This window comes from Alteromonas sp. KS69, assembly GCF_003989595.1.
In the GTDB taxonomy this organism is placed as follows: Bacteria; Pseudomonadota; Gammaproteobacteria; order Enterobacterales; family Alteromonadaceae; genus Alteromonas; species Alteromonas naphthalenivorans.
Genome location: NZ_PYHU01000001.1, coordinates 85,208 through 105,098 on the forward strand (window position 1 = coordinate 85,208; position 19,891 = coordinate 105,098).

Here is a 19,891-nt window from a genome sequence, read left to right on the forward strand (position 1 = left end):
AAAAAACCTTAAGGAAAACTTAAGCCCTTAATACGTCTGTGCATTAAAATTCGTATTCCAGTGACATACGCAATGTATGATCTTTACTGTCACCATTGAGCCCTGCGATAAAGCCAAGCTCCCATTTTAACTGCTTTTGCCTGTCGAAGCGTTTAATTCCCATAAAAGCCGGACCAGCACCCACATAGTCCTCTCCTACATATATCTCAATTCCGGGTTGAACCTCTGGGATCCAGCGATAGCGAAATTTCGTTTTGAATTCGCTTTCCCACTCATCGGTAATGGTTTCACCCCATTCATATACTAAGCTTACGTTAGTAGTTAGACTAAACTGGCCAAACTCTTTTTCAGTTAGAATGCCGGCCTTAGCCGCCCAGTCGTCCGTATTGTGTTGCTTTTCTAATTCAAATAAGGCTCCCCAATCAGCCCAATACTTTCCTTGTTCAGTGACCATCCAACGAAGCTCAAGCTCATAAGATTCGATTCCAAAATCTCGGTTTTCATCGCGAGCTCCTACAAGGTAAGCTTCCAGGACTACAAACTCAGAAAGGGCGTGCCCAAACGAATAGCGTTGCATCAATACATTACCGTTGTCATTTTGACGTGAGGTTAATTGCCACTCGAATTCGCGTTCAAAAGGCAATACGTAAGGGTGGTAGACTCTGTCTACTGTAAAATTGTCAGCGCTCACAGAAAACGCAGCAAGAAGAACCAACAATAATAAGATAGCGCGCTTCATTGTGTATCCTCCACTTGTTGCCACAACGCAGGTATGCGCTTCCGTATTGCAGCAATACCATTGGGCACAACTAGGGTAAATATAAATAGCATTATGTAACTCATAGATGGAGTGGCTTCATAGCCAATTAGCGCGTTCAATAAATGCCCATACTCACTGTTGTCATTGATGATCTGACTACTATCCCAAACTTGTTGTGGGGTAGGTAATATATCTATTTGTTCCAGAAGAAGCGCAATGTTTGCAACTTGCGCGGCAACAAAAACTGTAGTGAAAAAAAACGTCGCCTTATGGCTTAAAAAGTGAGTTAGAGCGATATTAAGCAAAATAGCAATGCTGATACTGATCCCCAACCCAATTGTAGTACCAAGAAAAAGCAATGTGCTATCACTGTTACGCGAGAGCTCTGATACAAAGTACACCATAAAATGCAAACTGTTAGGTAACCCAATACCAAGCACAAGCAACGTAATGCCCACACTCACTAAGTAACATCTTGAAAGAGGAAAAATCACAAGCGTACAAATACCTATCCAGGCAGTGACTAATAGCAGTGATTTTAGTAACTCAAAGCCAGCGCCCTCTGCCAGTTGAGAGATAACGCCTAGATAAGAATATGTCATTGCTGCGGTCACTAACAGTGAGGCTATTCGCCATACTAGCGACAATCGTGAAACGCCAGGTAATGCAAGAAGTACACTGAGCAATAGAAAAATAGGTAATGTGTCTCTTAAGAAGAGTACGACCGTATTAATGAGCATCAGGCTTCTCCTCTTGTTCCTTTACGACTACTTTGCCCACTGCACTGTTAGGGTGGAATTCTCCAAAGAAAGGATATTCACCTTGTGTCAGCGGTCCAATGTAAATACTGCCTTTGCTTTTGGCAAAAATCACTTTTTCTCTGTTAAGGGAAAAACTGTCTATTTCCTCGGGGCTATCGTCGAAATTGATGAAAGTAAGACGTACCTTTTTCCCCGCTGGAACCACTACATTCTGCGGGTAAAAAAGATGATCTTTAATTTCTATCACGACTTCAGTTAGTGCAAACGCACGAGGAGAGAAAAATGATAAAAGGCCAATAAAAAGGCCAATAGAAAATTTAAAGTAAGAGTTCATTTTCAAACTCCACCTTCACTTCAAGGCCTCCGATCTTAGCATCATCAAGCACAACATTGGCATTATGCAGAGCAGCAATTTGCAATACTATGGCCAAACCAAGGCCGCTGCCTGTTGTCGTCTTAGCTTGTGCTGCGCGGTTAAATCGCTTTAATACGCTGGCTCGTTCACTTATTGGTATGCCAGGACCCGAGTCCGCGACACTCAAAACTACGTTTGATGCGAGTTGTTCAATTCGAACAACAATTTGTGCCCCTTCAGGGGAATAATTACTGGCGTTGGTAATAAGATTTTGCAATAAGGTGTACAACATAAAATGTACGCTGTTTAACCAAATCTCATCGCCTTCTAAGGATATCTCTTGCTGTTTGGTTTCAATTTTTCCATATAGATCGCTAATCACTTCTTGCGCAACAAAGTGCAGATTAACTGCCTCTTTTTGTTCTACAAATGTCTCCGGACTGGTACGTGTCAGTAACAAAAATTGATTCACCGCGTCAATCATCCGATCGGTGTCGCGTTGAAGCGTTTCAAGTAGTTTACCGCTATCTCCTAATTCTTCAGCAATATTGTGAATATTGATTTTCATCACACTTAGCGGTGTACGCAGTTCATGTGCGGCGTTGGACGCAAACTGCTGTTCTCTTTCAAACGCAGCACTTAGTCGAGAAAACATTGAGTTGAGCGTAGAAACAACAGGTTTAAGTTCACTGGGTTCTCTATCAAGTGCAATGGTAGAAAAGTTATTACCTGTTCGTTTAGCCAATTTTCGAGAAAGCTGTTTTAGGGGGGCAAGCCCCCAGGTTATTCCTAAAAACAAAATTACGACAAGAAGGGGAACACTGACAATAAAAGGAGTAATGGAAGCAACGGTTAATGCATCTGCTAACGTAAAGCGATTACTCAATGGTTGCGCCACCATGTACCAAGAGCCATCATCTTTTACATAAGAGGTATGCACACGCCATCGTGTTCCAAGAGCATTTTTTTCTGAGAAACCGTCTTTAAAGTCAGAGAGTGGGGCCTTTAACACTTTGCTTGAACTTTTTATCAGCTTATCGTCCTGCCAGATTTGAAATAACAAAGCGTGATCTTTACCTGGTGAGCCACCATTGAACGAAGCAACGGCACTACTTAACGCGGTGAGTTCATTGTCTAGTAGCGTAGTTGATATACCTATTGTGGCACGATAGCCGTGGAGCGCCGCACTGAAGACAATAAGGACTAAAGCACTGGTAAGAGTTAAAATAAGAAAGCGACGAATCGACGTCACGTTAATCTCCAGAGTTGGATATGCAATACCCTACGCCTCTAATGGTTCGAATGAAGTTTTCTGGCATCTTTTTTCTTAAATTGCTGATATGCACTTCTATTGTATTGCTTGAAACTTCCTCACCCCATTCATAGAGTTTGCTCTCAAGTTGATGCTTACTCAATATGCGACCCGCGTTTTCAATTAGCGCTTTCAAAAGCATAAGCTCTCTACGCGGAAGATGTACTATGTCACTATCAATAGTCAATGTATGGTGCTTTGTATCAAGGCTGACGTTCTGCACAGTGATCACACTTTCTGAAGACGTACCTAATCTGCGCTCTAAAACCCGTAAGCGCGCCAGCAACTCATCAATTTCAAAGGGTTTGGGGAGGTAATCGTCTGCACCCGCATCTAGCCCTGATATTTTGTCAGAGGTCTTGTCTCTTGCGGTCAGAATTAAGACTGGCAGTACTGGATTAGTTTTTCGAATACTCTTGAGAACGATTAATCCATCCTGGTCTGGTAGACCTAGATCCAAAATGACAATATCATTTTGCGATGGGCGAAGTGTACTTATTGCGCTGGCACCATCGTAGACACAGTCTACAGTATAGTTTGCCTTTCTTAATGAAACTTTAAGCGCGTTGGACAAAGGCTTATCGTCTTCAACTAACAGTATGCGCATAACACTCCCATAATTTCTCAGTAAATTTAAGGATATACAAAAAAACTTAAGAAAACCTTAAGCATTTTTTATTACAGGTCTGAATCGAGCAGGTTTTTTCAGACCTTTCATAGCTTCTAATAATCGTCAAAAATGCTACCACACACTTCCTATGGGCTTTTATGACCTCAACAATTACGTTGGCTACAGAGGAGATATCCGCAATTAGTACAAAACTCAAAAAAGCCAATAATCTGTTTGTCCGATAATTGTCTACAGCAGTCGCTTAATACCTACAAGGGTAATGAAGCGGCTATGAAGTATGTTTCTACAAACTATCTGCCATTCATACAAAACTGTCTAGTAAATGCGTTCTTTAGCTACGCTAACGCTTTCATCTAGTTGAAATAAAATAATCATCAATAAAGCATATAATGAAACAATAGAATCCTAGACATCTATAAATAAAACAGGTTATTAATTTATAGGCGCTGCTTTTTCAATTTAAGCTATTAAATCATTACGAACATGAGATTCATTTATTATGTGGATTGTTTATGCGTTGCTCGCAACATTTTTCTTTGGTTTGCGAGGGATCTTGTATCAATGGACATCGCAGAAAAACTTAAATCGCGATCTACTACTATTTGGTGTTTTCTGTATAGGTTTTATCATCAGCGTAGTAGGGGTACTGTTGTTAAATCAACGATGGTACGGCTGGGCAGATGTCGCTGTTGGTATAGGGCTAGGCTTTGGATCTTTTGCCGCTAATGCTGTTTTACACAAAGGGTTTTCAGTAGGAAAAGCATCACTCATCAGCGTTCTAGCAGGGTTGACGCCTTTGTTTGTCCTCATCTTTGCCTTTTTAATTTGGAATGAGACGTTAACATCTATTCAATTAATTGGGTTTGTTATTATTTTTTGTGGCCTTTGTATTCTTAGATATTCTTCAGATATCTCTATTGATAATTTAAAAGGGGCGCAATGGGGGCTACTTGCTGCATTGTGTTTTACGTTTACAGATTTAATGGGTAAACAGTCCACACTTTTAGAGGCAGATGTTTTTGCGACGTTAACGTCTATGTTCGGCTTTGGAAGTTTTCTTTTTGCCATGAGATGGTTAGCAAAGCGTAAGAAATTTATAGGGTCTCAATATTCAGAGAAAACTAATTGGTCGGAAATAAAAACCTTTTCTTGCGGACTGATAGTAGGGGTCGCAAATGTAAGTGGAATGGTTGCAATAATATCCGCTTTTTCTATTGGTAATACCGGGTTAGTTTCCGCAATTTCAGGAATGAATATTTTACTTATTCTCCTTTATTCTCATATTGTTTTGAAAGAAACATTTAGCCGTCAAGAAGTGCTAGGCTTAACCGCTGCTTTTGTCGGTGTTATCGTGCTTAGATTGAATTAAAACTTTTTTGCCAGTAGCTTTTTCTGCCAGTACCTTTAACTGCAAGCACCTTTTTCTGTAAATACCTTTGCGCGCAAAAATACCAGCGCAATCGCGATGGTCGACTGGTAGGTTTTTGCGCTTAAGGGCTTAAGGAAAAGAGTAGCGAACAATGCGTTTTAGTACGCTAGTGTACTGCTTCCAAAAACTGCCTGTATTGTAGTGCATACCGTGCTGTTTAAATACGGCTTGTACTTTAGGAGCCATTTCTCGGTATCGTCTGGCGGGAATGTCAGGAAATAAATGGTGTTCTACCTGAAAGCTTAAATGCCCAGTAAGTATGTGAAATAAATTTCCGCCCTTGATATTTGATGAGCCTAAGGCCTGACGATAGTACCACTGGCCGCGTGTCTCATTTTTGCAATCCTCTGCTTTAAAGGTTTCCACATCACCGGTAAAGTGCCCGCAAAAGATGATGGTAGATGTCCATAAGTTACGTAGCAAGTTGGCAATAAGGTTGCCTGACAATACCCATAAGAACAGCGGGCCAGCCAGCAAAGGGAAGAGCACATAATCTTTTACCAACTGCCGTGCGCCCTTACTGAAAAAGCGTTTTTTAAGCTCGCTATGGGTTACTTGGTTTTTGCGGTTTTTTTTCTTCTTGCCGAAGAATACGCGCTCTGCGGCCATCTCGTGATACGACACACCCCACTGAAACATTACGCTAAGCAAAATATAGGTAGCGAACTGCCAAAGGTTTTTTACCCGCCATCTAAAATCATTCGATAAGCGAAGTAGGCCATAGCCAAAGTCTCTATCCTTGCCAATAATATTGGTGTAGGTGTGATGTTCGTAGTTGTGCACCCGGTTCCAACTTGCCCCATCGCAGGCAATATCCCACTCATAGCGCTTTGAATTTATATGACTGTCGTTCATCCAGTCATACTGACCGTGCATCACGTTATGGCCAATTTCCATGTTATCCAGTATTTTCGCTGCTGCTAAACTTAGTACGCCAGCTACCCAAAGTAGAGGCTGTAAGAAACCAAGCATTAATAATATGCGGCCACTCCATTCACAAATACGCTGGATAAGTATAATACGTCGAATATAGGCTGCATCTTCAGCGCCGATTTTATCTTTTACTTCCGACTTTATTGCATCAAGTTGAGTTTCCAACATGTCGTAATCGGGTTTGCTTACGCTCTGCGGTGGGGTAGTTGCTTGTTGTAATCGCGCGTCAGTTTTACTAGGCGCTTGTTGTCGTTCCTCGGTATTAATTAAGACGCGAGTGTTCATAGTTGAATCTCCAAATCGGTTACGGCTTGCGATACACACAGCTGAATAAGTTGCTCGGCACTATCGGATAACTCGCCGGTGCGGGTATCGCGCACTACGCCCCGCTTTTTCACACATTGGCATTGATGGCAAATACCCATACCGCAGCCATACGTTACAGGCTGTTTGGCTTCTTGAAGCTGCGAAAGCAGAGATTTCTGATTATTCACCGATAAATGCTGGCCGTTGTGCATCAAAGAAAAGGTTTCTTTTTCGCTCAAACTTCCAATGTTCACAGTGGGCAATGCGGCAAAATGTTCACTGTCTAACGTTGCCCTCACCAGTTTTGCTACTTCACGTACCTGCTCGTACATCGCATTAGGGCCACACACCAACCAGTGGGCATCAGCAAAGTGGGATAGGTAATCCTTTACATCGCCATCTTTTTGTCGAGTCAACACGGCAAAAGTAAAGTTGTTGGCGCGTTTTTGAAGTGCTAGTAATTCGCTTTGCAACACGTGCTCGTTGGGCTTTGCAAAGTAAAGCAGATGAACAGGTGCGCGGTGTATTAGGTTATTTTCAATGGCGTCTTCAAGCATAGCGATAAACGGCGTTATGCCCGATCCGCCCGCAACCATAAGTACGGGTTTATCGGTATTAGGCAAGGTGAAATTCCCCTTAGCCGCCGAAATATTCACCCATGTATTGGGTGTTATCGAGGAAAGAGCCGGGGTAAGTGCACCTTCGTTATTGACCTTAGTGATAAGCCGAATATTTTTCGTCTCGCGGTGAAAGCTTGCCCCGCAAGCAACGGTAAATACGCGGGTAGTAAGCCTTCCATTCACTTCAATGGTTAGCGCGATATGTTGCCCTGCAATATGACTAGGCCAAGCTTTTTCGGGCGTTAGAATAACTTCCAGCATGTCAGAACTAAGATTTCTGACAGCTTCAACTTGCGCTCTGTAATAGCCATCTCGCCACGCAGGTTTAACCTGCTGCACAAGCACTTCCCAATATCCTCTCCATGAACTGTGATGGAGCAAGCGATGGGCTAGATTATCGAGTAATAGTTTCAACGTTGAGATCACACCTATTAATTTTTCAAAACAGACTTAGCTAGAGAGTAAAAATAATTTAAGCGTACAAGTGTATGCTCAGTCAGCGCACAAGTGTAAGCTTAATTTTATTCTCGTCAAGTGAATAGTTAAAAATACGTACTCACGTAGGTAGATTTTTGAAAGGTTTGTAACGTGTATTTGATGGGGGCTACAGGGGATGAGTTCGAGGCGCGTGATACCGACATTGATTAAACAAAATTTAGATGATCTTACTGCTCGACGCTGACATTGAGCCGCCTTGAACGTGGCGCAGAAGTGTGTAGCATGATTTATAAGAACGCTTAATCTGAGGGATGAACGAAGGCGTCTGTGGTCCCACTTAATAGCAAAGTAGGGCGGTAATTATTTCTTGCAGTTTAATTTTGGTAAGGCGTATTCGCGAAGTATTTAAATTATAACTTGCGCAACAAAACCCTCGTAAATATCTATCTTGAAACCTTTCTTCTTTGTGCTATATCTTAAAACACGGTGTAAATTTTCTAATTAAAAAGCTCAAATCAATATTTAATTCAGTAAAGGAATACAGAATGAATTACTTAATCGTATTAGGCGCTCTATTCGTTTTAGTAGCGCCGCCTATCCTTAGCGCTAAAGAAAATCCAGTGCTGCAAACACTTGATAGTGTGAAACGGGAATTGAAAGAGGGGGAAACTCACAATTACCTCATTAAGGCCACAGAGAAGCACTTTTTTTCTGGAGAGGTTAGGCAAAACTCAGTAGATGTTAAAATTCAGGTCTTTGATCCCGAAGGCACGGAAATTAGATCCTTCAATAGTACTAAAACTGGTTTTGAGCCTTTCACCATAAATACCAAGATGACTGGCGACTATAAAGTAGTGGTAAGTCCCTTTGGTGAAAGTACCTCTGGTCTATATTCAATACAGCTCGTGCGTAACGAAGCTATCGCTAATAATCCTTCGAAACGTCTAGCGCAGTTGCTTAGTCCCTATGATAAAGAAGCTACTCCTGGTGCTGTAATTGGCGTTTTTGAAGGCGGGGAAGTCACCCACATTCATTCTGTAGGTATGGCGAACATTGCGCATGATGTCGCATTTACTCCTGATATGCCAACCAATATTGGCTCTGTTTCAAAGCAGTTTACTGCAATGGCAATACTACTGCTTGAACAACAAGGTAAGCTAAGCTTAGACGACAACATTCGTAAGTATCTCCCAGAACTCCCTGAATTCACTACTAGTATCACTCTCAAAAACGTCCTTACACATACATCGGGTTTACGAGAAATATTCAATTTATTAGGGATGCGTGGTTGGACCGGCGAAGAATTCATTTACAAAGATCAAGCTATTGACGTGGTTAAGAAGCAAACAAAGTTACAAGCTGCGCCGGGCGAGGAAATGAATTACAACAATACAGGCTTCATTCTGCTGTCACTCATTGTTGAGAGGGTTAGCGAGCAGTCATTTCCCGAATGGATGAAGGAAAATATTTTTGTACCACTTAATATGAGCAGCACTTATGTAAGACGGGACCCTGGCCATATCATCCCTAATGCGGTTCAAGGATACGACACTGACGAATTTGGTTTTCGAGAAACTGGTGACTTGTATTCAGCACCGGGTGCTGGCGGTATTTATACTACTGTCTCAGATATGGCTAAGTGGTCGCAAAATTTCATCACGGGCGCGTTGGGAGGCAAAGAATTAATTACTAAATTGACAACCCCTAATGTACTCACTAACGGTGAAGAACAAACTTATTCTCTAGGACTGGGAGTAACAGAATATAACGGATTATTGGAGTATTCTCACAGTGGTGCTGATATGGCACATTACACTAACTATGCTTTTTTTCCCAAGCTTGAAAAAGGGGTATTTTTAAACACTAATAACACAGCCTTTAACATGGGTATGTGGAACGATATTGTTGACCTGATTTTTGGCGAGCATTTTATAGAGCCATCAGAAGATGACGATAACAAAGAAGGCACAAGTAGTCTTAGTTTACCCGCAGAATATTTGGATCAGTTAGCTGGAAAGTATAAATCTGAAATGCTTGGAATGACACTGGAGATAATTGCTTCAGACGGACAGCTAAAAATGGCTTTTAATGATGAGAACAATTTGCCGATGATTGCGCTATCTGAGACAGAATTTACGGTTAACGATGGGCAATACAATGTACTCTTTTTAATGGACAATGAGGAAATAAGCGGCATCTCGATCAAAGCCAATTTCAGTACGCAGCGCTACGAGTTCACAAAGCTAGAGCTATTTGAGCCGAGTAAAGAGCAATTGGCCGACTACACTGGTAAATACTTTTCCAATGAATTAGAGGTTCTCTACACAATAGAAATTGACGAAGAGAATAGTCTTACACTCAAACTGTACAATCTCCCAGAATTGACGTTGACTCCCTCAGAGCGGGATGTCTTCAGCGAAACGTATTTCCTTTATAGTGATTTGAGTTTCATTCGAGATGAAAACGGCAAGGTAACTAAAATAGATATTAGTAACGGTAGAACGCAGGGGGTAATGTTTGAGCGTATGCCATTGTAGTTTTGAGCTTACCTGCATGGAAAGCCCAGTGATTGCTGGTGTAGTCAGATAATTTCGCAAAGAAAGCCGGTTTTCGTTCTAAGAAAATCGGCTTTTTAATGCTTACGCAAAAGATGAGTTTGACATTACGCTGAATTGAGCCAGAGACGAACGAGTAGAAGTTAGGATGTACTTGGCCTAGTCTAAAGCTTTACTTTCTTCTCTTACTTTTAAGGTCAGCTCGCTGTCTTGGGGGCTAATGGAAAAGTCGAATTTACCTAAAATATTCATGCCTAACAGCCCATCTGCGTTGGGTAACGCGTCTGTTGGTAGTACTAAGGCAGAAACTTCTTTAAATCGATAGCCCGCAAAAAGGAAACTAGGGATATGTACCAAAGGCGCATTAATGGTGCCCGACGCGGTATTTACGTCAAAGTTACCAATAAAAGTAAGGCGTCCCAAACCGCCTAAGCGGTTGAATAAGTCAGTGGTGATAGCAGTAGTGCTTGCTCCAGTATCTAACACCATGTCGGCGGTTTGATTGAGTGCTTCAACGTTTACCCGGTACTGATCGCCTTCTCGAAGGAGTGCCACGCGAGTAACGTCCTTAACTAAAAGTTCACTTCTTGCCAATGTCTCGTCTGTAGCAACTTCATTGTCATAGTTTCTTTCTCTATACGCGATATTTCGTATAGCATTGGCGGCGTTATCATCGTAAGCCAAGCTTGCAAGAACATCTTCCATTAAGGTTATTTTTTGCTGTCTAGCATAAGCTTCGGCAAGTTGAAGCGTATAACGTCTGTTATCTGGCACTCGCTGAAACAAAGGTTCATTCAAGCTTGCCACTAAATCCCACTGCCTATTTGCTTTAAGCTCTTTTTGCGCGTTGTCGTATAGGCTAGTAATCCGGCTTTCAACGTTATCTTGCATGTTAGGTGATAATGGTAGTTCAGCTAAATCGTGAAAATAAATAAGCGCTTCGGATAATGGCTGAGTTCTTAGTACCAACTCTGCCTCTAACAGTAAAAGATCTTCATTGTTAGGGAAGCGCTGTAATTCGTAGTTAAGTTGTTGATTGAGAAGTGCGTAGTTACCACTACTTAACAGTTGATGTAATGCATCAATGTTCGTTTCAGATATACCTGCCTCACGGTATGCTCTCGCATTATTGGTTGACGAGATGACCCCCTCGCTATTACCTTCGCCGTCAGTTGACGTCGAGCGCTTTGTACCTTCTGCATTCACAGCATTTTCTTTGTATGTAGCGATTTTTTCATAATCAGACATACTATTAGACGTAGCTATATCTACAGCCTGGTTTAATGACAGCCATAAATAGCCGTTCAGAAATACGGATGCAGTAAGTACCACAACTAAACATGCTAATAGCCCTTTATTCATAATGTAAAACTCCGTTGGGCTTCGCAATTAAAAGTTGGGTTTAATGCATGCATTACCATAAATTTCCTTAAAGGGTTCAGGCAAACGCTTGGGAGCGCCAGTATCTAAACTCACGCAAACAAAAGTGGTTAGTGCTTCAAATACGGTTTTTTGTCTGCGCTCACAAATAAATTGAAAGTGTCGTTTTAGGGTTAGCTTGTTATCACAACTCACAATCCACGTTGCGCATTGTAGATTGTCACCTTCGTGAGAGGGCAGGTGGTAATCAAGTTCATGGCGTTTAATCACCATGGCGCGGTTGAGCGACTGATAGTCAGAAAACTGCAATCCGAGTGAATTTGAATGGGCCCACGCCAATGCTTCTACTTGGGTTAAGTAAGCCACATTATTAACGTGGTTATAGTGATCTAAGTGACTAGCATCTATTTGCCAAGATTTGATAAAGGGCGATTGATATCGCCATGGTAATAAAGACTCTGGCATTCGGTGTAAACTCAGTTGCTACCTTGGTGCGACCGTGTAGAAGACCACATCAGGCTGTTAAATTAGTAGAAACGATAGGAAGCGGGTTATCTTCTGGCAAGGGGACTGACTCATCAAACAACACATGCATCAGTGCTTCTTCTCGTTCAAGTACAGGATGAATAAAGCTTTGCACATCGCCGATGGCTTTAAATGAGTGAAAACCATTTTCTAGTAGTTCGTGCAGCGACAATAGTCCAGCCAGTTTGGCGGGGCGTCTTGATAAGCTAATCAGCATGCCAATCCCCCTAATTTTAATTACATCGCCAAGTTGTTCGCCAAGGTGCGCAATAATATCGAGCTGGCGTTGCCTGTCTGTTTGCCGGCCTGTGTTGCGATAGGCTAGGGCGTAACTATCTCGATTTAATGGCGCTCCTTTGAGTTGATGCACCATTTGCATATCTAAATCGAAAGACAGGGCGTTCAGTGCTAACGCATCGTTCATGGCATTCATGGCTTTGGCGGGAAGCACTTTAGCAAGTTTGGGGATGACCCGAACTAAATCGGCGTCACGCTGGCTGAAATCTTTGGGGCCATACAGTTCATCTACAAAAAACTGCATGGCTTTTTGATATCGCGGTTGTTTGGCTAAATCATCGTGAGACACTAACAAGCGCTCACATTGCCAATGCTGAAGTTCGTGAATATTATCCATAATACTCACTTTATGCGCTAGGTCTCGAAGCGCATTCACTCTATGTATATGCTTAACGATATTCTGTGGCACGCAAATAACATCCTTCCGTAGTGCTTTAATACTAGCTTGACGCAAGCGAGTGGCGCATGCAAGCCGCTAAGCCTATTCCCGCCATATTTTCACTGTTATAATACCCGCCCTTAAATGTATGGCTAACGGGAAACGTCTTTGAATTTTAGTACTTGGTGCAATATAACACGGCTAACTTATTTACTCGCTACTGGAGCTGTACAGCGTGGCGAATAAGATAGACCCTGAAGTACCTGCGCTTATTACTTTGTTTAACAGCACCTTTACCGACTTTAAAACGCAGCTGGTATTAGGTGATGACGAGCCTATTTATCTTCCTGCCAATGAAGATACTCCCTATCATCGTATTGTATTTGCCCACGGCTTCTTTTCCAGCGCGCTGCATGAAATTGCCCACTGGTGTGTGGCGGGTGAGAAGCGTCGTTTACTTGAAGATTACGGTTATTGGTATTGCCCTGATGGGCGAGATGCCAAGCAGCAAGCTGAATTTGAAAGTGTAGAGATTAAGCCGCAAGCTATTGAGTGGGCGTTTACCGAAGCTGCAGGGCGCCAATTTCAAGTGAGTACCGATAATTTAAATGGTGCAGAGCCCGATAGAAAAGGTTTCACTAAAAATGTAGAAGCCCAGTTAGCGTGGTATAAAAACAATGGCTTCCCCCCAAGGGCGGCACGCTTTATCGATGCTTTAAAAAAACACACAGAAATTAACGGGAGCGCAGTAACCCAATGAACAAGCCGGTATTTCGATTAGGTGTGGTAGTTAACCCTTTTGCAGGTATAGGCGGCGCGCTTGCATTAAAAGGCAGTGACGGTGCCGATGTGCGTGAAAAGGCGTTAGCAATGGGCGCTGAAAAAAAAGCTAACGAAAAAATGGCTAAAGCGCTGTCTATAGTAGAGGCCTTGTCAGAACAGTTCACTATCGTTACCGCCGCTGGAGAAATGGGCGAAGACGTGTGTGCATCGTTAGGATTACCCTTTGAGGTGGTGTACAAGAGTGCATCGCAACAAACAGAAGGGGAAGATACCGAGCGTGCTGTACAGGCTTTCCTTAACTGTAATCTTGATGTTATTTTATTTGCTGGTGGCGATGGTACTGCCCGCAATGTGTGTAAAGTTGTGGGTGAAAAAGTGCCGGTGTTAGGTGTGCCGGCGGGATGTAAAATCCACTCGGGCGTGTACTGCGTGACTCCGTCTGCCGCAGGACAGGTCATTAGCCAAATGATCAAGGGCGAAATTGTCAGTGTGATGGAAGGCGAAGTGCGAGATATCGATGAAAACGCATTTCGAACCGGAAAAGTGATAGCAAAACACTATGGCGAGATGCGAGTGCCCGCCGAACTAACCTACGTGCAAGCCGTAAAAATGGGTGGTAAAGAGGACGAGGCGCTAGTCCTCGATGATATTGCCGCTACCATTAGCGAATTAATGGACGACAACCCAGACACCTATTTTGTTATGGGGTCGGGCTCTACCGTTGGCGCGGTTATGGAGTTTCTGGGTTTAGAAAATACCTTACTAGGTGTTGATGTAGTGCTGGATAAAACGCTTGTAGCTAGTGATGTAACTGCATCTGAATTGCTTTCGCTTACCCAAGGAAAGCCAACCCAAGTGGTATTAACCGTTATTGGTGGGCAAGGTCATATTTTGGGGCGTGGAAATCAGCAGCTTAGCCCAGACTTTATCCGCGCTATTGGCAAACAAAATATGCGGGTTGTTGCGACTAAACAGAAGTTACAATCGCTTGGTAATAAACCATTACGATTAGATTCTGGCGATGCTGAGTTAGATGCATCGCTACAAGGTGCGTTCACCATTATTACCGGTTACAAAGACAAGGTTCTTTATAACGCCGAATAGTTTAGAAATTTTAGATTACGTTTAAGAATAGGAGAAATACGTGTTACCTCCGGCTTCAGCCCCCCAACAAGTAGTAAACCAAATTGCAGCGATAGAGGCTGCGTTAGATGATGTGGTTAATCATGGTAGTGACGATGAGCTGTTTACAGCCAGTTACTTACAAGGCCATTTCGCAGTGGTATCTCGTCAGCTAGAAATGCAAAGCAGCGCAACTATGCAGCAACTAGATTCAGATATGGCAGCAAGCTTGCAAGCCGCATTTGATAACAAAGAACTAGAGGGCGAGGATGCTGCCCAGGTTAAGGGCCTTTGGTCACGATTATTCGACCAAGCGCGCAGCTAAGCGGCCAAATGTCGCACAACAAAGCGCGTAACAAGCGCACAATAAAGTGCTATGTATGAAAGCTGGAAACGGAATAATTATCCGGCAAATTACGCCTGAAAGCGGCATGGCCTTGCCGCTTAGGCACCCTCACTTTCTTTCAAGTGTTGGTGTTATTTTAAACCCCCCAGCCACGTTGACTGGCGTTCCTTTTCTAACGTTAGCTAAAAACAATATTTTCCCTCTAAGCGCCAAGTAGCGGAGTAATGCGGCTTACGGCTGTGTTTTATAGGCTTTCTGACATGGCTTGCTTTAGTTCGGCACTTTTCAGCGTTTACCTTTTCTCAGACTTTACGCGCTACATGTCATGCCCCCACAGGTTGTGGTGCGAATATTGCTAATCTTGTTGTTGATAAGAAAAGACAACAAGTGTGACGTAACGCGCTTTTTACAAATGGCTTATTTCTAGGTGAATATATGTTCGGTTTAATTCAACTTGCGAGTTACAAGCGTAGCGCTAGTAACGCACCCAAAATAGCAGGGTACTGCACGGTGCGCTGTACCTTTCGCTGTATCTTGCGCAACACTTCGCGAGCGATTTCTGCCGGATTAATACTTGCCATCATTGGGGGCTGTCAATCGTCGGACGACCCTAAAGCCCAAATGTCACAGTCTGATCCCTTGGCGGTTCCAGCCCTTGGGAATGTTGAATATCACACCTACATTTTAGCCAATGAGCTGTTTGCTGATTTGCGACCTTCTAGGCAAGCGCGCTATGCCGTGGCGGGATTTGTGCCTGTTGATACCATGAAATACAACAAGAATGATCAACATCCATTGATGATGTTAGGGCATCAATTAGAGCAGGGCATGATGACCGAAGCCACAAAACGTGGTTTTACTACTCAAGAATTTAAGCTTTCGAACGATATAATTGTTAATGACGAAAGCGATAGAGTACTTACGCGCAATATCGACCAATTGTCCGATATTGAACGGGTCGACTTCTACATAACGGGTACCTTGGTTTACCAACAGTCTGGGGCTGTGGTTAACGCAAGAATTATCAACGTAAGAAATAAAGACGTGGTGGCGGCAGCTACCCGCTTTTTCCCAGCGGAGATTTTTTGGGAAGAAGAGCGAGTAACGAGCCGTAATGGTCGACTGTACAGAACTGAAGGTGGAAGGTAACGGGATGAACGCACTATTTAAACGCACGGCTAAATGCACGGCATGTATCCTAGCAACATCAACGCTAGCCTTGAGCGGTTGCTCTATGATGTTAGGCGAAGAAGAAGTGGCAGTTGAAGAAACGTCTCGACCGGCCATGAATGTAGTAGATATTATGGCGATAGACCGTCCTTCACCAAAAAAAGAAGACGATGACGAACAGTCAGACGAGCAAGAGGGTATGGATGCGTTTGGCGCTATAGGTCAACCTACACTTTATTCCAGTGTCCAAGGGGCCTATAAAGGACGACCGCTAACTAAGCATATTGGTGATTACGTAAAAAATATGACCCAAGACCTTATCGCAAATATGGAATATGTGAATGAAAAAACGCCTATAGGCGTAACGCATTTCGCGCTTATTGATACCAATCTTCAAGAAACGGATTTGCTGGGTAAGCAAATGGCAGAGTCATTTGTTCACGAACTGCATAAATTTCGTGTGCCCGTTATCGATTTTAAAGCCACAGACTACATTCGTATTACCGACGGTGGCGACTTCGTTCTTAGCCGCGACTATTTAGAATTAAGCAGCAGTTTACCCATAGATTACGTACTTACGGGCACCATGGCTAAACACCAGGGCGGCGTGTTAGTTAACGCCAGAATTTTGGGCATAGAATCTCGCGCGGTAGTGGCGAGTGCACAAATGCTAGTGCCATTTTATGTGGTAGAAGCGCTAATCCCTAGCGACGGTAGCCAAAAGAACGGCATGCGTGATGGCGTAAAATTAAGTAGAGGTTAATCATGAAAAGGCTTATTGCTTTGCTGGCAATGGGGGTAGTCGCTAACCTCACCGCGTGTACCAGTACTGAATCAATCGGCTCTTTTTGGCTAGGTGATGACGGAGAAATTTCTCACTCTGCTGAGCCTGTTCCTGTGCCAAGGGGATCAGGCCTTGAGTACCACCCAGACTCTCGTGACCGTGAATATCAGCAGCACATTGCTGTGGATCCAGGCTACAGAGACCCTTTGCACCAAGGTTTTTCTCCTTCACAAACCCACAAACGCTTAAATGACTACGCATCGCAATTGGCGATGGACTTAATGGATAACGCAACCCGCCTTACACAGCAAGACATGGTGGGGGTGACCAGTTTTGTGCGCTTGAATGAATCTTTAGGTGATAGCACGGTGTTAGGAAATCAACTTTCTGAATACCTTATTGCCGAACTTCAAGAATTTGGGCTAGCCATTGTAGACTTTAAAATGGCTGGTGGCGTGACAGTAACGCCCTTTGGTGATTTTGTATTAAGCCGCAAAGCGAATGCACTGGCCAAGCAAGTGTCGATGGACCATGTAGTGACAGGCACTATTATTGAAGACGACAGGGGCGTTCGCATTAATGCCCGTATTGTCTCAATGCAAAACAAGCAAGTTGTTGCCAGTGCGAACATCTATATTCCCGCGTTCATCGTGACCGATTTAAATAAAGGCTTAACGGCGCAGGTGCCAGTACAATAACGGGTTACGCATCGGTGAGTTTCTAACTGCCGGTGACAATCGAATTTAACAAAAAAGCGCAGTCTGAAGTGGCCCAGTAAAATAGGCGTTCAGCACTGCGCTTTTTTATTGCAGCTTAAAAAATTGCTGCTTAAAAATAGCGATAAAAGCCATCGCTATTCATCAAAGATACTTCGTATACAGTCTCTCACCATAAACCGTGCAGGATGTACCGCCTGACACAAGTCGTTGTTTAACGGCAAAGGCTCATGAGTTAACGTGCTTGCTAATAATTCCGCCATTAAAGGCGCGGTAGTGAGGCCGCGTGACCCTAAGCAGCATAATGTGCTTACTGGAGTTGCTGGCAACGGGGCTGCGGTAGAAAGCGGCTTACCTAACGACAAACCAACATATTGAGTTTTAAGTGCGGAAAAATCTGCAAGCATGCCAGATACAGGTTGATGATCCGGTGAACCTAATCGCGTGGCAGCCCTTGCTTCGCCGTCATGCTCGAGCTGTTGTACAACATCGGTATTCGCCATGGCTTGCTGGTGGGTTTGCAGGTTTTGTTCACTTTCCTGAGCTCGTACTTCAGTAGATAGGTCGTTTTTGATGTAGGTTGAGCCAAGCGCATGTCGGTTATTTAATGCAGGAGTCATATAGCCTTTGTGGCATATCACAGTGGTTAATGCGTTTATGGGCGCTTGAGTGGTAATGGCTTCTACTTGCCCGCGCACGGGGCGCAGCGGTAATGAAGCAAAGGCATTACTGCCCACAGCACCAGCACCTGTGGCCAAAATAAGATGATCAGCAAACAAGGTCTTATTATTTGATGAATCCTTTATGCCCGCCGTTACACTAAACTCCACAGCAAGGTGGTGTGCTTGGGCAAGCGCATCTGATAATGATGTTTTGTCATTGTCATTCAGTACCGTGTGAGAAAGGTACTCATGGTGACATAATACGGTCACATCTGCGTACTGTTTTGCTTGCTCAATTAGCGCTTGCACTAAGTCAGGTGGCGATATCCAGCCCCCTTGCTCTATAAACAGTCCATCATAAGGTAAGGCAATGCTCGCTTTTTCCGATAGCGCCTCAGGGCTTATTGGTTTAATTAACGCTTCGGGCCATACACCATTAGCCTCCAGTTTTTTCTGCCGAACGGCGACCTTCTCGTTAAAGTTAAGCTGCGCAACACCGCAAAAGTCGTGTGCCACAGGCGTTTTTTTCAACGTAGTACTTGTTGGGGTATCTTTATCATCAAGCAAGGTGTGGTAAATATGCGAAGCATACAAAAAGCCATGCGCTTGAATACGGCTGGCAATACTGGCCTCGGAATGAAGCTGAGGGAAAAATCCCCCTTGTGGGTTGCCTGACGCGCCTGAGGCTAAAGCCTCTTGATCATGACATACCGTAACGTTAATGCCGCGCTTAGCTAAAGAAAGTGTCACCGTAGCTGCCGCAAGGCCATTGCCCACCACAATAACGTGGCTTTTAGGAGCAATAGCAGCTTGGTTGTATCGATAGTAGGGGCCTTCGAAGGCACGCTTTTCAGCTAATGTCGACGCAGCTTCTGTTTCATAAACACCCACCAACATATCGCGTTTTCTACCAAAGCCTTTACGTTTTGATACGGTAAATCCAGCGGCAGCCAATCCACGCTTTACAAAACCCGCTGCTGTAAAGGTGGCAAAGGTAGCGCCTACTTTCGACAACCGCGCCATTTGCTCAAATAACGTGTCGGCCCACATGTCAGGGTTTTTACTGGGGGCGAAGCCATCTAAAAACCATGCATCAACCAGCCCAGAAATTGGACTATGCCATTGGGGCAATAAATCGTGTACATCCCCAATCCACAAATCCAATGTGGTATCAAATTCATCGAAATGACGCCTATGGCAGCCATCTAGCTCCATAGGGTAGCGCGTACTTAATGCGCCAGCTTCTTCTTTCAAAGCGGGAAATGCCAGTAATGCCTTTTCCATATCTGGTTTGGGTAGTGGGAATTTTTCCGTACTTAAAAAGAATAACTGTTTAAGCGGGTGGCTGGGATTGGCGTTTCTAAAGTGTTTAAACGCTTGCATGGCAACCAGAAAATTAAGCCCAGTGCCAAAGCCGGTTTCAGCAATCACAAAGCTAGGGGCGCTATGTGCCTGCCAGCGTTCGACAATGCTATTTCCACCCATAAATACATACTGGGTTTCATTGATGCCACTGTCATTGGAAAAGTATACGTCGCCAAAATGGTCGGCGACAGGGGTGCCGTTTTCATTGAAATGCACGCTTGCTTGTTGAGATTTCACCGGTGTAATTTAACTCTTAATGCGG

General features: G+C 43.6%; 20 protein-coding genes. 9 read left to right on the forward strand and 11 right to left on the reverse strand.

Going from position 1 to position 19,891, the window contains the following annotated elements; translation table 11 throughout:
* Positions 1-43 precede the first annotated feature (43 nt).
* The 5 genes from C7Y69_RS00400 to C7Y69_RS00420 are packed head-to-tail and all read right to left on the reverse strand — an operon-like array spanning position 44 to position 3,795.
* Positions 44-739, reverse strand: coding sequence for a hypothetical protein (locus C7Y69_RS00400; RefSeq protein ID WP_126871436.1), 696 nt, complete (start codon positions 737-739; stop codon positions 44-46).
* Positions 736-1,500 (reverse strand): FTR1 family iron permease, encoded by a 765-nt coding sequence (locus tag C7Y69_RS00405; RefSeq protein ID WP_126871437.1) that lies wholly within the window; start codon positions 1,498-1,500, stop codon positions 736-738. The genes C7Y69_RS00400 and C7Y69_RS00405 overlap by 4 nt, the downstream gene beginning before the upstream one ends.
* Positions 1,490-1,855, reverse strand: coding sequence for a cupredoxin domain-containing protein (locus C7Y69_RS00410; RefSeq protein WP_013783478.1), 366 nt, complete (start codon positions 1,853-1,855; stop codon positions 1,490-1,492). Before C7Y69_RS00410 ends, C7Y69_RS00405 begins: the two co-directional genes overlap by 11 nt.
* The gene (locus tag C7Y69_RS00415) at positions 1,839-3,128 is read right to left on the reverse strand and encodes an ATP-binding protein (protein ID WP_013783479.1); all 1,290 of its coding nucleotides are present in this window, start codon (positions 3,126-3,128) and stop codon (positions 1,839-1,841) included. The genes C7Y69_RS00410 and C7Y69_RS00415 overlap by 17 nt, the downstream gene beginning before the upstream one ends.
* Before the next feature lies 1 nt (position 3,129).
* Positions 3,130-3,795, reverse strand: a complete 666-nt coding sequence (locus C7Y69_RS00420; RefSeq protein ID WP_013783480.1) for a response regulator transcription factor — start codon at positions 3,793-3,795, stop codon at positions 3,130-3,132.
* Between the two features lie 523 nt (positions 3,796-4,318).
* Here C7Y69_RS00420 and C7Y69_RS00425 point away from each other — a divergent pair.
* Positions 4,319-5,188, forward strand: coding sequence for a DMT family transporter (locus C7Y69_RS00425; protein WP_013783481.1), 870 nt, complete (start codon positions 4,319-4,321; stop codon positions 5,186-5,188).
* A 129-nt stretch (positions 5,189-5,317) separates the two neighbouring features.
* Here C7Y69_RS00425 and C7Y69_RS00430 read toward each other — a convergent pair whose 3' ends face one another.
* Positions 5,318-6,349, reverse strand: a complete 1,032-nt coding sequence (locus tag C7Y69_RS00430) for a fatty acid desaturase family protein (RefSeq protein WP_409513410.1) — start codon at positions 6,347-6,349, stop codon at positions 5,318-5,320.
* 113 nt (positions 6,350-6,462) lie between these two features.
* Positions 6,463-7,521 (reverse strand): flavin reductase family protein, encoded by a 1,059-nt coding sequence (locus C7Y69_RS00435; RefSeq protein ID WP_244360669.1) that lies wholly within the window; start codon positions 7,519-7,521, stop codon positions 6,463-6,465.
* A gap of 569 nt (positions 7,522-8,090) precedes the next feature.
* Between C7Y69_RS00435 and C7Y69_RS00440 the strand changes: the two genes are divergently transcribed.
* Entirely contained in the window at positions 8,091-10,082 is a 1,992-nt protein-coding gene (locus C7Y69_RS00440; protein ID WP_126871439.1) for a serine hydrolase, read from the forward strand.
* Positions 10,083-10,259: 177 nt separating this feature from the next.
* Here C7Y69_RS00440 and C7Y69_RS00445 read toward each other — a convergent pair whose 3' ends face one another.
* From C7Y69_RS00445 to C7Y69_RS00455, 3 genes are read right to left on the reverse strand one after another with little or no spacing between them, the layout of a single operon-like run.
* A complete protein-coding gene (locus C7Y69_RS00445) occupies positions 10,260-11,462 on the reverse strand; it encodes a TIGR02281 family clan AA aspartic protease (protein ID WP_126871440.1) in 1,203 nt (400 codons plus the stop codon).
* Positions 11,463-11,489: 27 nt separating this feature from the next.
* A complete protein-coding gene (locus tag C7Y69_RS00450; RefSeq protein ID WP_126871441.1) occupies positions 11,490-11,945 on the reverse strand; it encodes an acyl-CoA thioesterase in 456 nt (151 codons plus the stop codon).
* A 49-nt stretch (positions 11,946-11,994) separates the two neighbouring features.
* On the reverse strand, positions 11,995-12,711 hold the full coding sequence (locus C7Y69_RS00455) for an FFLEELY motif protein (protein ID WP_126871442.1): 717 nt from the start codon (positions 12,709-12,711) through the stop codon (positions 11,995-11,997).
* Between the two features lie 205 nt (positions 12,712-12,916).
* Between C7Y69_RS00455 and C7Y69_RS00460 the strand changes: the two genes are divergently transcribed.
* The 7 genes from C7Y69_RS00460 to C7Y69_RS00490 all read left to right on the forward strand — a co-directional run bounded on the left by C7Y69_RS00460 (position 12,917) and on the right by C7Y69_RS00490 (position 17,584).
* The gene (locus C7Y69_RS00460; protein ID WP_126871443.1) at positions 12,917-13,441 is read left to right on the forward strand and encodes an elongation factor P hydroxylase; all 525 of its coding nucleotides are present in this window, start codon (positions 12,917-12,919) and stop codon (positions 13,439-13,441) included.
* Positions 13,438-14,568 (forward strand): ATP-NAD kinase family protein, encoded by a 1,131-nt coding sequence (locus C7Y69_RS00465; protein ID WP_013783488.1) that lies wholly within the window; start codon positions 13,438-13,440, stop codon positions 14,566-14,568. Before C7Y69_RS00460 ends, C7Y69_RS00465 begins: the two co-directional genes overlap by 4 nt.
* Before the next feature lie 40 nt (positions 14,569-14,608).
* Entirely contained in the window at positions 14,609-14,911 is a 303-nt protein-coding gene (locus C7Y69_RS00470) for a YfcL family protein (protein WP_126871444.1), read from the forward strand.
* Between the two features lie 55 nt (positions 14,912-14,966).
* Positions 14,967-15,149 carry a hypothetical protein gene (locus C7Y69_RS00475; RefSeq protein ID WP_126871445.1) on the forward strand — a complete coding sequence of 61 codons (183 nt, stop codon included), beginning with the start codon at positions 14,967-14,969 and terminating at the stop codon, positions 15,147-15,149.
* Between the two features lie 218 nt (positions 15,150-15,367).
* Complete coding sequence (locus C7Y69_RS00480; protein ID WP_126871446.1) at positions 15,368-16,081, forward strand: FlgO family outer membrane protein; 714 nt, start codon at positions 15,368-15,370, stop codon at positions 16,079-16,081.
* Positions 16,082-16,085: 4 nt separating this feature from the next.
* Positions 16,086-16,865, forward strand: a complete 780-nt coding sequence (locus C7Y69_RS00485) for a FlgO family outer membrane protein (protein WP_126871447.1) — start codon at positions 16,086-16,088, stop codon at positions 16,863-16,865.
* 2 nt (positions 16,866-16,867) lie between these two features.
* Positions 16,868-17,584: a FlgO family outer membrane protein gene (locus tag C7Y69_RS00490; RefSeq protein ID WP_013783492.1), complete on the forward strand. Its 717-nt coding sequence runs from the start codon at positions 16,868-16,870 to the stop codon at positions 17,582-17,584.
* Between the two features lie 155 nt (positions 17,585-17,739).
* On the opposite strand, the gene mnmC is transcribed toward C7Y69_RS00490, so the two are convergent.
* Positions 17,740-19,866, reverse strand: a complete 2,127-nt coding sequence (gene mnmC / locus C7Y69_RS00495) for a bifunctional tRNA (5-methylaminomethyl-2-thiouridine)(34)-methyltransferase MnmD/FAD-dependent 5-carboxymethylaminomethyl-2-thiouridine(34) oxidoreductase MnmC (RefSeq protein WP_126871448.1) — start codon at positions 19,864-19,866, stop codon at positions 17,740-17,742.
* Between the last annotated feature and the right edge of the window lie 25 nt (positions 19,867-19,891).

Bases quoted from the DNA above. Each gene is read 5' to 3' on its own strand.
- C7Y69_RS00450 (WP_126871441.1), bottom strand. From the start codon at position 11,945: ATGCCAGAGTCTTTATTACCATGGCGATATCAATCGCCCTTTATCAAA.
- C7Y69_RS00480 (WP_126871446.1), top strand. From the start codon at position 15,368: ATGTTCGGTTTAATTCAACTTGCGAGTTACAAGCGTAGCGCTAGTAAC.
- C7Y69_RS00400 (WP_126871436.1), bottom strand. From the start codon at position 739: ATGAAGCGCGCTATCTTATTATTGTTGGTTCTTCTTGCTGCGTTTTCT.
- C7Y69_RS00405 (WP_126871437.1), bottom strand. From the start codon at position 1,500: ATGCTCATTAATACGGTCGTACTCTTCTTAAGAGACACATTACCTATT.
- C7Y69_RS00410 (WP_013783478.1), bottom strand. From the start codon at position 1,855: ATGAACTCTTACTTTAAATTTTCTATTGGCCTTTTTATTGGCCTTTTA.
- C7Y69_RS00445 (WP_126871440.1), bottom strand. From the start codon at position 11,462: ATGAATAAAGGGCTATTAGCATGTTTAGTTGTGGTACTTACTGCATCC.
- C7Y69_RS00485 (WP_126871447.1), top strand. From the start codon at position 16,086: ATGAACGCACTATTTAAACGCACGGCTAAATGCACGGCATGTATCCTA.
- C7Y69_RS00465 (WP_013783488.1), top strand. From the start codon at position 13,438: ATGAACAAGCCGGTATTTCGATTAGGTGTGGTAGTTAACCCTTTTGCA.
- C7Y69_RS00440 (WP_126871439.1), top strand. From the start codon at position 8,091: ATGAATTACTTAATCGTATTAGGCGCTCTATTCGTTTTAGTAGCGCCG.
- C7Y69_RS00425 (WP_013783481.1), top strand. From the start codon at position 4,319: ATGTGGATTGTTTATGCGTTGCTCGCAACATTTTTCTTTGGTTTGCGA.
- C7Y69_RS00420 (WP_013783480.1), bottom strand. From the start codon at position 3,795: ATGCGCATACTGTTAGTTGAAGACGATAAGCCTTTGTCCAACGCGCTT.
- C7Y69_RS00430 (WP_409513410.1), bottom strand. From the start codon at position 6,349: ATGTTGGAAACTCAACTTGATGCAATAAAGTCGGAAGTAAAAGATAAA.
- C7Y69_RS00475 (WP_126871445.1), top strand. From the start codon at position 14,967: ATGAAAGCTGGAAACGGAATAATTATCCGGCAAATTACGCCTGAAAGC.
- C7Y69_RS00490 (WP_013783492.1), top strand. From the start codon at position 16,868: ATGAAAAGGCTTATTGCTTTGCTGGCAATGGGGGTAGTCGCTAACCTC.